General features: G+C 38.4%; 7 protein-coding genes. 1 reads left to right on the top strand and 6 read right to left on the bottom strand.

Features of this window, described 5'->3' with window-relative positions:
* Nucleotides 1-5 precede the first annotated feature (5 nt).
* Entirely contained in the window at nucleotides 6-629 is a 624-nt protein-coding gene (gene coaE / locus IX38_RS03985; RefSeq protein ID WP_034702495.1) for a dephospho-CoA kinase, read from the top strand.
* A 123-nt stretch (nucleotides 630-752) separates the two neighbouring features.
* Here coaE and IX38_RS21860 read toward each other — a convergent pair whose 3' ends face one another.
* From IX38_RS21860 to IX38_RS03955, 6 genes are all read right to left on the bottom strand, one after another.
* Nucleotides 753-5,441, bottom strand: coding sequence for a fibronectin type III domain-containing protein (locus tag IX38_RS21860; protein WP_117585877.1), 4,689 nt, complete (start codon nucleotides 5,439-5,441; stop codon nucleotides 753-755).
* Nucleotides 5,442-5,733: 292 nt separating this feature from the next.
* Nucleotides 5,734-8,721, bottom strand: a complete 2,988-nt coding sequence (locus IX38_RS03975) for a reprolysin-like metallopeptidase (protein ID WP_034701977.1) — start codon at nucleotides 8,719-8,721, stop codon at nucleotides 5,734-5,736.
* A 270-nt stretch (nucleotides 8,722-8,991) separates the two neighbouring features.
* Entirely contained in the window at nucleotides 8,992-9,660 is a 669-nt protein-coding gene (locus IX38_RS03970) for a DUF6048 family protein (protein ID WP_034701974.1), read from the bottom strand.
* A complete protein-coding gene (locus tag IX38_RS03965; protein ID WP_034701972.1) occupies nucleotides 9,626-10,102 on the bottom strand; it encodes a DUF6452 family protein in 477 nt (158 codons plus the stop codon). The genes IX38_RS03970 and IX38_RS03965 overlap by 35 nt, the downstream gene beginning before the upstream one ends.
* A 31-nt stretch (nucleotides 10,103-10,133) precedes the next feature.
* Nucleotides 10,134-11,540 carry a 23S rRNA (uracil(1939)-C(5))-methyltransferase RlmD gene (gene rlmD, locus IX38_RS03960; RefSeq protein WP_034701969.1) on the bottom strand — a complete coding sequence of 469 codons (1,407 nt, stop codon included), beginning with the start codon at nucleotides 11,538-11,540 and terminating at the stop codon, nucleotides 10,134-10,136.
* Between the two features lie 168 nt (nucleotides 11,541-11,708).
* Complete coding sequence (locus tag IX38_RS03955) at nucleotides 11,709-13,238, bottom strand: TlpA family protein disulfide reductase (protein ID WP_034701968.1); 1,530 nt, start codon at nucleotides 13,236-13,238, stop codon at nucleotides 11,709-11,711.
* Between the last annotated feature and the right edge of the window lie 289 nt (nucleotides 13,239-13,527).

Raw genomic sequence — 13,527 nt, 5'->3', positions numbered from 1 at the left:
TGATTATGGAAGAGTTACATTCAGAAACACAGAAGACAGAACCGGAACCCAAGGTTATAGGACTTACAGGCGGTATAGGTTCAGGAAAGACTACCGTAGCCCATTTTATTGAAGACTTTGGATTTCCCGTTTATTATTCAGATGACAGGGCTAAAGCTATTGTTAATGAGAATGAAGATTTAAAGGCCAAAATAAAAGGTTTACTGGGCGATGAAGCTTATGATGCGAAAGGTCTTTATGACAGGAAATTTGTCGCAGAAAAGGTTTTCAATAATAAGGAACAGCTTCATGAATTAAACGAAATTATACATCCTGCCGTACGCATTGATTTTGAAGAATGGCTGAAAAAACAGACTAAATACATGGTCTTTAAGGAAACGGCCTTACTGTTTGAATTAAAGCTGAACAAGCAATGCTACAAATCGCTCCTGGTCACTGCAGAAGACAATATCAGAACAAAAAGGGTAATGGACAGGGACGGAAAAACCTACCGCGAAGTAGAATCCGTCATGGAAAAGCAGATGTCTGAAAAGGATAAGATAAAACTGGCAGACTGTATTATCCACAATAATACAACCCTGGAAGATCTTAAGGAACAGACTGAACGGATCATCTTCAGTATTGAATAAAAAAGCCTCGTTAGGAAATCATTCTAACGAGGTTTTTTAATGTTTTTTTACGAAAACATAAACTTTTCCAACAATAAAAAAGCCCTCATTACTGAGGGCTTACTTGTATTTGAAATTTAAATATTATTCTTTAATAAATTTCTTTTGAACTGTTATACCATTGTCTTCGATATCTATTACATAAATACCATTGATCAATTTGCTAACATTAACCTGGTTGTTAAGCAGAATACCGTCACCGATAACCTGTCCTGCAGCATTGTAGATCTTATATTTAGCTCTTTTGCTGATATTCTTCACATACAATACTGAGCTTACCGGGTTAGGGTAAATCATGATATCGGTCTGATTAAGAGAGTTTGGTATTCCCGGTTTAGCGATTCTTACTGAGTAATCCTCTACTTCCCCGTTGGCAAAATTAGTACAGTTCACAGGAACTCCGTCTCTCATCATTGCCACTCTCATTACTACATACTTATAGTTTGTCATGCTTATGTAAGCATCTACAGGTACGCTGAATGTTCCGGTAACAGGACTTGTAGTGTTCGGAGGTGATGTAAACACTCTTTCATCAAGATCAAAATATCCGTTTCTGTTGAAATCGATCCATACCGCAATACCTTCATCATGGTTGGTTCCATTCCATTTTTTCTCAATCGTGATCTGATTTCCTGTAGATCCCTGTACCATTTCTATGAATGTACCAGGTACTCCCGTATAATCTGTATAGCTGGAAGGTCCTGAAGCATTTTCCATTTTCGGTCTTCCGGTTGGTATTACTGTAACTTTTGAAATATGTTCGTTAACAGCGTTTTGAGAACCCATCTGGCAGTAGATTACAGTAGGTGTTGTGAAATAGTATGGAGGTGTATATGTACCCGGCGTACCGCTACAAACGTTCACAACCTGCATTTCATATTTCGTTTCTTCCAGTAATCCTGATATCGTATAGGTATTCGTTGTTAAAGGAACATTTGTCCAGCTTGGAATACCCACTTTTCTATATCTCAGGATGTAGGTTGCCCCAGGGAAACCTTCCCATGTAACTTCAGCCGATGTAGGCGTAAGCTGGGTAATCGTTAATCCCGGAGGAGGAAGTTCACATATTCTTTCCGTAGTAAATACTTTCGGATTTGAGTACGGGTTAAGAGCAGTTTCTCCAACACATTTATTAGCAACTCTTACTTCATATTTTGTATAAGGATCTAAACCTGTCAACAAATGATTATTGGTAGGAGGCGCAATATTAGGTACCTGAGTCCAGGTAGCAGCTCCTACTTTTCTCCATTCCAGTGTATATGTAGAGCTCGCTGCAAGCGGTGCCCAGGTAATCAGTGCAGAGTTGGTAGTAATACCGCTTACTGTAACATTTGGAGGGGTAGGGTCGCATCGGGTTACGAATGTTTTAATAGCTGTAGGTGTACCAACAACATCTCCACAAACAGTAGCAACCTGAACTTCATAGATTGTAGCTGGTGTTAAACCTGTTAATACAAGAGGAATATTATTCAGCAATGTTGAAGCATATACTTCTGTCCATGCTCCCGGAGGAGTTGCCTGAACTCTGTATCTTACAAGGTATGTTACAGTGTTTGCAGCTCCCGATAAAGCAAGCGAAGCAGAGTTATGAGTCGCTGTTATCGTAGGCTGGTTTGGCATTGTATTACTACATGGTCTTATTTTTACCGCATAGTCTTCAACCTCACCATTTATTGCATTCTGGCACAATACCGGAGCACTGGTACGTTTAAGCACTACTCTCATTGTAGTAGTAAGCGCTCCCGTATAAGCTGTTCCCGGAACATTAAAAGTTGCCGTTACAGGAGTTGCCGTGTTCGCTGCCGAATTGATGATCCGTTCTGATGCGTCAAAAACTCCGTTTCTGTCATAATCTATCCAAACTGATACCGCATCATTGCTGGTTGAACCTGTCCATCCTTTTGCTATAGAGATCTTATTATTTAAAGAATTTGCATCAAGGGTGATCAATGTTTGAGGTGTTGAATAGCTTGTATAGTTATTCTGTACAGTTGTATTACTCATCACCGGAACTCCAGGGTTAGAAGATATAACGGTTACATTTGAAATGTGGTCGTTAGTTCCTGTACCTGTCATCTGACAGTATGAAAGTGGCGGTGTTGTAAATGGCACCAATGTAGAATACGTTCCTAAAGTTCCATTACATCTTGTTGCAACCTGAACTTCATACTGGGTCTGTTCCGTTAAACCTGGAATAGCAGCAGTTGTATATACATTTCCAGGTGCTGGTACCGGATCCACAGTAGTCCATCCAGCTGTTCCGGATCCAACTTTTCTGTATCTCAAGGCATAAGTTGCTCCTGTAGTGGAAACCCAAGAGAATGTAGCACTTGTAGCTGTAAGGTTAGAAACAGTAATACCGGTTGGAGCAGCAGTTGAACATACCTGCTGATCAATAAATCTTACAGCATAATCCTCTACTTCACCTTGGCTAAATGTACCACAAGCTACAGGCACATCAAAGTATTTCATAGATACACGCATACGGGTAGTAAGGTTTCCATTATAAACATTTGGCAGTGCAGGCACTACGAAATTATTATTGGTTACCGGAGTAGTTGTATTATATGTAGTATCTAATATCTTTTCATTGGTTTCAAAGATCCCATTTCTATTATAATCTATCCATGCAACCACACCAAATGATGATGAAGAGCCTGGATAATATTTGCTGACACTGATTTTATTCCCTGTAGAGTTTCTTACCAATGTAACTAATCTTGCTGGATCTGCAGTATAATCCTTATACCCATCATATGCTGAATTGCTCACCATAAGCGGTGCATTGGTTGGAGTAATAACTACGCTACTTATATATCCGTCTGAAGTAGTACCTGTAGGGTTGGAAGTACAGTAAGTAAGAGCCGGTGTAGTAAAGTTTACACTAGACGAGAATGCTCCCTGGCTTCCACCGCATATTGTAGCGATCTGAACCTCATATTGCGTCTGCTCTGTAAGATTGGATAATGTTAAGCTACTTGAAAACGGTGCAGTAAGAGTAGTGGAAACCCATGGTCCTCCTGCTACAGGTCTGTACTGTACAACATAAGTACCTCCTGTTGTTGGTATCCATGAAACAACAGCAGTGCTTGGCGTCACATTATTAACAGCAATATTGGTGGGTGGTGCTGCACTACATGGCTGTAAAGCCACAACATTTAATGTAAAATCTACAAAGTTACCCCAATCCGCAGGTCCGCAGGATACAAGAGTTCCAATATATGATACTGCGGTTCTCACTCTGTAGTTTCCGGCTGGCTGCCCGGCTGGTATAGGAATGGTTGCAGTTGCTGAAGTAACATAACCGGCAGTTGCCAGCATGGTTTCCCCCGCATCATTAAAACTCATGTTATTATTCCAGTCAACCCAAACATAGTAATAGTAAGTACTGGTTCCACTGCTCAAATTCATCGTCACTGTATTAGTAGGCAGTGCCGTAATAACAGAAGCCGTACTATTAACATAAGCTGAATAAGAAGAAGCAGTATAGTTTAAATTCGTAATGGCGCCTGATGTGTTAACCGCTTGCATATAATGGTTAGTAGAACTTGATCCTCCTGTCGGTGTACAGAATCCTGTAAGGACAGTCTTTGGTCCTGTCCATGTACTCTGATCTGTTCCTGTACATCTTGATCTCACCCATACATAATATGTAGTATTGGCTACCAAAGGGCTAAGCGTTGCGCTGGTTGTTGTAACCGTTTGTGACGGCACTGTTGCACCAGTTGGTGCTGTAGCGGATGTGCTGTAATAAACATCGTATCCACCGGCAGGTGCAATAGATGGTGCTGTCCAGCTGATTACTGCATTCGTTTGCGTTACAGCTCCTACAGCCAGTGCTGAAGGTGCTATACATGAAGGTGGCGTAGTTAGTGTTAATTGTCCTATCCACGTACTCTGATCACTGGCACTACATTTTGATCTTACCCATACATAGTATGTAGTATTTGGCACCAATGGAGAAAGAGTTATCCCTGTTCCGGTAACCGTTTGTGACGGCACCGTTGCACCAGTTGGTGCTGTAGCGGATGTACTGTAATAAACATCATATCCTCCTGCAGGTGCTGAAGAAGGTGCACTCCAGCTGATTGCTGCAGTCGTTGCTGTTAAAGTTCCTAAAGTTACACCCACGGGTGGTAAACAGGAAGGCGGAGGACCAAAAGTTAACTTAACATTGGGTCTGTTGGAATTAACTGTTCCGGCAGTTGCTAATGAAGCAGAATTATCTTCTTCAATATACATATGCCGTGAAGCAGAATTAGAGTAAGTAAAGTCATTTCCTGCTATACCTCCTGTCCCAGTGCCGCCGTAGCTTACCTCAACTAATACCACCAGATTTTCTACCCCGTTATAATAAAAAGGGGATTGCAGAGTAATTGTATTCCACCCTGTAGTTATATTATTGAGGGTTCCGGTATAGACCAAAGTGGCTCCGGCAGTTGATGTAGCCCAGTTTTGTGCTGCAATAGTGGTCGTTGCAGCAGGAACAGATTTTAAATAAACCTTTACCGGAGTTGTTGCACTCGAAGCTGTTGTTGCATTCCATGCTACCGAAAGCACACTACCTCCTGCAGGCAGGTTGATTTCTGCGGCAGTATAAAGTGATGCATCTCTTTGAAATCCATAGTATACACCCAAAGGATATCTTTGAGTAGCCGTTCCTGTACCAACGGTGATTGTTTGTGCCTGTGAAAACAGTCCGAAGACCATACAAAGCAATGTTATGAGCACCTTAAAGGGTCGGCTCATTTTACAGAGTAAAAATCCACTCATATTTTTAAATTTAGTTATAATAACAATAGTAAATAAGTATAGTGTTTCCTATTTGTGGTGTTCAAATGCGATTTTGAACATCCATTTTTACAGATCAACTGTAATAAAAAAAATAGTTTTTTAATTCATACGCTAATATTTTAATAATTACACAAATCTAATAATTTTTTCACTATTAATGTATTCATTCCAATATTTTTTTGTAAAAATTTCACGATAATAATGCATTATATACATTAAAACATAAAATCCTCAAGCAAGCCTGAGGATTTTATATTATTTTTAATGAATGTTATTTTTTAATGAATTTGGATCTGAACTGATCTTTTCCTTTATCATCAATTGTAATCACATATCCACCTTTCACTAAAGATGAAACATTGATTTTTCCGTCGTTGATATTTCCATTTCCTACAATCTGTCCCGCAGCATTGTAAATTTTATAAGCCGCTTTATCTGAAACTTTGGTTACATTTAAAATGTCGCTTACCGGATTAGGATATAATTGAATACCATCCTGAGGGTTAGCAATATCTTTTGTTCCTAAACCAGATGTAACTACCACGTTATAATCTTCAAACTCTCCATATGCACTATATGTACCACAAGCATCTCCGATATATTGATTAGCTGTAGTAGTATATAACATACCCACACGCATTCTAAGACCTAAACCTGTAACTGCAGTTGCAGGCACTGTGAATGTAGCTGTAACAGGACTTGCAGCAGTAGTTGCAGAAGTCAGAATTCTTTCAGAATCTTCAAAATTCCCATTTCTATTAAAGTCGATCCAGGCTGAAGTTGCTCCAGAGTATGGGCCAGTACCGCTTAACCATGCTTTTCCAACTGACAGGGTATATTGAGTACCCACTACTAAGTTCACCTGTAATGCAGGGTTAGTAGAATAATCTGTGTATAAACTAGCAGAAGAAGTATTATTTAAGTTTGCAAGAGTTACGTTTGCAATATGATCATCAGTATCATCAGCAGAAGACGCTGCACAATAAGTAAGCCCTGAAGTTGTAAAGTTTGAAGAAGCAGAATAAGCTCCGGTAGTTCCTGAACAAACTGCTGCTACCTGAACCTCATAAGCCGTACCATCAACAAGACCGGATAGTGTTATACTATTGCTTGAAGTTGTAGTTTGCTGCCATGTAGTTTGTGATACTTTTTTATAACGAACAACATAAGTTGCAGAAGTAATAGGAGCCCAGCTTACACTAGCATTACTTGCGGTCACATTACTTACAGTAACTCCAGTCGGAGCAGAACCGTCACATGCAGCAAAAGTAGTAACCAATACAGATTTAATAGCATAGAATACATTCCCGATTGAAGAGACTCTTAATTTAATTGTCTGTCCATTCAATGAAGAAGGGAACGTTACACTTTCAGAACCATCATTAGCAGTAGAAGCCGATAATGTTGTCCAAGTTGCACCATTAGGATCTGTAGTGTAATCGATTTTCACATTTGCTACACTATAAGGTGCAGCTGTAGTATTTGCCACATCCCATTCAACTGTAGATGCTGCATTAGATGCTGCATACTGAGTATTGATTTTAAATGGTCCGTCATTACCTACAACAATAGTCTGTTCTGTAAACTGAGTTTGCTGTTGAGCAGGATCAGGGTTATTATCTCTTACTGTTACAGCATATTTAGTAGTTCTAGGAACCATAGAGACAGACTCCCACTGATTATTTGAGTTATTTAAAACTCCTGCTAATACAGAGGATAATTTAGGAAAATATCTCGTAGGATTAGTAGTTGGCACTACTGATCTGAACGAAGCCCCGCTAGTGGTAGTTCCCAAGTTATTTTTATTAATTGCAACACTTGCACCGTTAACCTGCTCCCATGTATAAGTCATAGGATTGTTTTCGGCATCTGTAGCAGAAGCTGTCAATACAAATGCAGTTCCTTTAGGAATGTTATAGGTAGGCAAAGCAGCAATTACCGGAGCATTGTTTGCAATGGATGTTTCTACATCACAAGTTTTACTGATCAGGTTTGCCTGAACCTGCTTGATACTTGCAATATGAAAATAAGCATCAGAATGAGCCTGAACATCAGTATTAGGGCCTGTAATTCCAGCATATCCCATAATTGTAGTTCCTGAACCCGGCTCAACATTTATTGCTCCAGTTCCTTCAAGAGCATGAGAGAATGTATGGTTACCTCCCAACTGATGACCCATTTCATGAGCCACATAATCGATATCAAAGTTATCACCCTGAGGAATACCATCTGCAGGGGAAGTATATCCTGATCCTTTTTGTTTAGATAAAGAAGTGGCTGGTGTTGGTGTCTCCGTAGGATTTACACAAACACATCCTATACATCCTGCATTTCCTCCGCCTCCGGAATCACCAAATAAATGCCCTATATCATAATTGGCACTTCCAACATTAGCATTTAATGTTTGCTGAAGCTGAACATTCCAACCATCAGCATTACTAGTGTTATTCTGATCAGTACCTACAGAAGGGATAGAATAAGGATCAGTAGAACCATTTAAATAAATAACATTAGGAAAATTCTGCAAGTTAAGATGAAGTGCAAAATCTTTTTCAAAAACGCCATTTACTCTGGTTAAAGTAGCATTTATTTGTGTCAGAGCACCAGCAAGGGTACCTCCAAACTTTTGAGAATACTCCCCTGTTACAGACACCACCAATCTCATAGTTCTGTATTTCTTATCAGACATCTTTGAGAAATCAGTTGTCTGATTGGTAAATGAGCTTCCGTTCTTCAACATCTGGTCAATCTGAGCTACCGCAGCAGGGCTTTCTGTAGTACTACACGTAAAACTCTTCCCTGCAGTAGGTTTTGATTTAGGATGAATACCATATACCGTTTTATCTGCATTTTGCGGTTCTATGAATTCATAATTCCCATTTTTCATAACCATTGACTGGAAATCATTATTCGAAAAAGAGAATCTTAATGACTTGGAGGGATCATCAATCCCAACTCCCACATAAGATCCAAGCTGATATTGATCCGCCAATTCTTTTACAACAACCGGGAAGCTGTATACCGCAAATTTTTCAATTTTACCACTCAGAGTCGGTAAAGAAATTTCAACAGGTTTTGCATTTGGCCCTGTCTCCTGAGCATTCTTAAGTTGCTCTTTAATCTTATTAAGATCTAACTTATAATAATTACGTACCAGAGAGAATTTTTCTTTTCCTCTCTCGTAGGTAGTGGGTGTCCACTGTGCCAAAGCAGAGCCTCCTATCAAGCTACAAAATAAGGCAGTAATGATTTTTTTCATAAAAAAGACTATTTTTAAATTCCTCAAAAATAATCATACATTAGCAAAAAACATCAAAAATATTTACTTTTATTTTAATTTTTTATTAGATCGTCTTAAAAATGAAAGCATAAAGCCATAAAAAGTATAAAAAAAAGTATTAGAAAGATCACTAATACTTTTTATAATTTTATAGGAATTACAGTTAATTCCCTGCATTATTATACGAATTCAAAATTTCCACAGGATACCATTATATAAGATATCCACATAACATTAATAAAATTTATTCTAAAATTTATAGGCAATATTCCATGCGAAGCCCATATTGAATTTGGTGGAACTTCTTCCGAATCCCGGAACAATCATAGGTGTAATATCATCCTGTTTGGAAGTATATACTAAATATCTGGGTTGAAGATTGACGTCTATATAAAAATCAGATTCAAACAGCTGCACTCTTCCTCCCAATGTTCCTTCTACCCAGGCTGAGGTCTGTGATGAGGAAGGAAATGCTACAGATGAAGAGCTTCCTCCAAATCCGCGGACCGGAACCGACAAATATTCCTGATTATAGAATGCTCCTCCGATTTTACCTCCTGCATAAAACCCGTTAAATTCATTTTCCAGGTCTTTTGCCAGCATATAAAACGCGCCAATTTTCACAAACGGGCCACTTGCTTTTGCATCGTACCCGTTCTTTTGATATATATTTTTCTCAAAACCGGCTTCTGCAACAGCATGAATATTTCCTTTCACCTTTGATGAAATAAAACCCTGGTAAAGCACTCTGTCTGAGAAAAAGGAAACTCCTGCATTAAGAACATCAAGACCTACCATAAAATTAGGTTTGTATTTTTCCTGTATTTTTTTGGTTTCTGTGGTCTCCTTTTTTTCCTGAGCGAACCCGGTTATTGCTATGATGCTAAAAAAGAAGGAAAAGATTAGTCTTGTCTTCATTCTCTATTTGGTTTTGTCCTGCTTCGAGCTTCTGTACAGGGTTTGATTGTATTAATTGTGGGTTTAAATTCTCATAGGTCTTTTTGATTCCGCATCCCGGAGAAACATACATGCTCTTCGTTGTATAATTAATCCTGACATGAGATTCTTCTCCTTTATCTGCCAGCCTGAAAAAAACGTCTGTATAAGGTGAATCATCAACTCTTAACGGGATAAGCCTTGAATCTATTTTCGTGGTTTTCCCCAGCTGTACTTTTCCGGAACCGTAATCTACGGCTACATATAATGAGTCCAAAGTCACTGCTTTTCCGGACTCCAAAGACTTGAATGCTACTTTGATTCTTGGTGTTCCTTCACCGCTTTCACAGATATCGTCATCTCCTCCACAGGAAAAAAGCATTCCTACAAAGCAGATGATGATGAGAAATTTAAAATATTTCATATTAATATTTGAAATTCAAATTTAAATAAATTTATTTTTTAATAAGCAGTGCTATATTTTCCACATGATGGGTTTGCGGGAACATATCTACCGGCAGGATTTTCACTAATGTATAATGTTCTTTCATCAAAGCAAGGTCTCTTGCCTGTGTTGCTGAATTACAGCTTACATAGACTACTTTTTCCGGAGCAAGCTTCAATATCTGCTCAACTACTTTCTGGTGCATCCCGTCTCTTGGGGGATCGGTAATTAAAACATCTGCTTTCGGATGGTTTTCCAGGAATTCATCGTTAAAGACATTTTTCATATCTCCACAATAGAATGTGGTATTGGTAAGACCATTTAATTCGGCATGTTCAATGGCTGCATCTATTGCTTCCTGAACGGATTCTATCCCTATAACGTGTTTTGCTTTTCTGGCAACATATTGGGCAATAGTCCCTGTTCCCGTATATAAATCGTAAACGATTTCATGACCCTTTAAATCAGCAAATTCTAATGTTTTCCTGTAAAGTTCTAATGCCTGTTTGTAATTGGTCTGAAAGAATGATTTGGGTCCGATTTTAAATTTCAAGCCATCCATTTCTTCCATCAGGAACCCTTCTCCGAAATAGATATTGATATTTAAATCGTAAATAGAATCATTCTGCTTCGGATTAATGGCGTAAACCAGGGTTTTGATCTGTGGGAATTTCTCCACCAAGAACTGGAAAAGTTTTTCTCTGTTCTGCTTTTCTTCTCTGTAAAGCTGGAACAGTACCATCCATTCGCCTTTAGAGTTTTGTCTCATCATTAAGGTTCTCAGAAAGCCTTCCTGATTTCTTACATCAAAGAAATCCAACCCATTATCTACGCCAAACTTTTTCACAGCTAAACGTATGGCATTGGAAGGATCTTCCTGCAGGAAACATTCTTTAAGATCCAGGATCTTACTCCACATCCCGGGAATATGGAAGCCTAAAGCGTCCTTGCTGCCGAAATTCTCTTCGGAACTTATTTCATATTGGGTAAGCCATCTCGCATTGGAAAAGGAAAACTCCATTTTATTCCTGTAGAAATACTGTTCTTCGGCACCTAAAATTGATACGGTTTCAAAGTCATCAATTCCGCCGATTCTTTTAATGTTATTATATACTTCTTCCTGTTTGAAATCAAGCTGTTTTTCGTAGCTCATATTCTGCCATTTGCATCCACCGCATGTCCCAAAATGAATACATTTAGGTTCTACTCTGAATGGCGAAGGCTCTACAATTTCTACGGTTTCTGCCTCATAGTATTTGGACTTGGATTTTTTCACTCTGGCATTTACCACATCTCCCGGAACGGCTCCGGAGATCAGTACTGTTTTTCCTTCTTCCGTTTTTCCTATCGCAACACCTTTTGCTCCTGCACCGAACAGCTTAATATTTTCAAGAATTATATCTTTCTTCTTTCTCATCCGTAAACTCAATTTCTTTTAATGGCTGGAAGAAACCCTCCGGCGCAATGCTACACTTTATTTCTATTTTTCTAATACAGCCGAAAGAAATCTTCCGGTTTGATTCCGCAAAAATACAATAAAAAAAACCTTATCCGAAGATAAGGTTTCCATCTATGTTAAAGTTTATTATTTTGTAGGGGCAGGCTGAGGATTTACAGGCTGTGCTGAAGGATCCATTTGCATTCCCGGCTGCATCTGCATATTAGGATTAGGTTCTACTCTTGGTGCAGAAAGACCTGTAAGTTTATCCAGGATGGTTACAACCTCCTGCTCTCCTAAGTTCACAAAAGATCTGCTGGCAATCTTCCCGTCTTTATCTACAACCACGAAGCAAGGCAGTTTGAATCCGTAAACTCCGTATTTTTTAGCGATATCAGATTCCAGACCTTTTTCTCCATAAACATTTGTACCAGAAATTCCTTTTAATAAGGCACTGCTGGTTTTTATAAACTGATCTTTTGTATCATCAACGTTTACAAAAACAAAGTTCATTTTGGATTTATAGAAATTCACAACTTCTTTCAGTACAGGAACTGTAGCTTCGCCGATGTAAGGATTCCAGGATGCATAGAAGAACAGCATATATGGTTTTCCTTTATTTTCAGAAAGCTGATAAGATTTACCGTCTGCTTTTACCAGTGATGCTTCGGGAGCGGCTTCTCCTACTTTAAGTCCATTGATTGCCAACTGCATTTTAGCCAAATCTGCTTTGATTCCTGCATCTGTAATGTTTGCATCAATGATTTTTTTAACTTTTTCAGTATTTTTTGCAGGAGCACCCGGATGAATATCCTGAGCGACTACAAATGCCAACAGGTAATCTTTAGCGGTCTGCGAAATTTCTTTTCTGTCTTTCAGGAATGGAGCAAAGACTTCAGAAGTCATCATGTCTGTTTTTCCTTTGGTCTTAGCTTCAGCATATTTTTGGAAGTCAGGACTCATTTTTACAAGCAGATACTGTCTGTATAAAGGAATGGTTTTCACCATTACATCTTTGTTCTCTTCCAGTTTGGTTTCGTAATCTTTGAAAGCTTTGGAAACTTTAAATGAAGGATTTCCTGATATCTGACGCTGTGACATCTCATAGTTGGCAAGAAGGTTAAGTATAGTTACTTTAACGTCATTCTTTTTCCACTCCAGGATTCCTTTGCCAGGGTTATTTTTCTGAGCCAGGTCTTCTACATTCTTATTGATATCGGCCTCGATTTTCTGAGCTCCTTTTAAGAAAGTTTTTTCGTCCCCGGACATTAACTGCTGGATGTTGATTTTACCTCCATATTCACCCAAGAATTTTTGGCTGGCCTGAAGGAAATCATTATTTTTCTTGGCATCTCCTGTAACTACGAATTCATTTGGGAAAGTCATTGCATTTCCTGAGATATTCAGCTTCTGCCCGCCTTCAAGATAAATCAGATTCTGTCTTCCTGCATAGTTGATCACATACATTCCGTCTTTAGGAGCATCGAAGCTTCCTGTAAAGTTTCCATTTTTATCTAAACCAATATTAACAAGTGGAAGGGTTGCCACACCAGAAGCTTCAACAAATTCAATTCTTTCGAGTGGTGAACTTCCGGTAATTTTTCCTTTAACTTCAACTTTTTTTGAACAAGACATCACAAAAGCTGTGATGATAAACAATAAAAGATATTTTTTCATTTCAATTTTAATATTACGCAAAAATACGTTTTTTACGGCTTGTTGATTAACACTATTTATTTTTTTTGAAAATTTTATGAGAACCTGTTAAAATGAACTTTAAGGTTTTTTTGATCTATAAAATTTTTCACGGAAAAAAGGATATTCAAAAATGATGATCCTTTTATCCATACACTAAGTGCTCACCAAATATAGACTTATTATATAAAGAATATATAATCCAAATAACAACTTAACAAATTTTAACAGGTATAGTGCATGCATAAAAAAATCGTCTCCATAATGAAGA

Origin of the sequence: Chryseobacterium luteum (assembly GCF_000737785.1) — a bacterium.
GTDB classification, from domain to species: domain Bacteria; phylum Bacteroidota; class Bacteroidia; order Flavobacteriales; family Weeksellaceae; genus Chryseobacterium; species Chryseobacterium luteum.
This window is presented reverse-complemented; position numbering and strand designations above follow the sequence as displayed.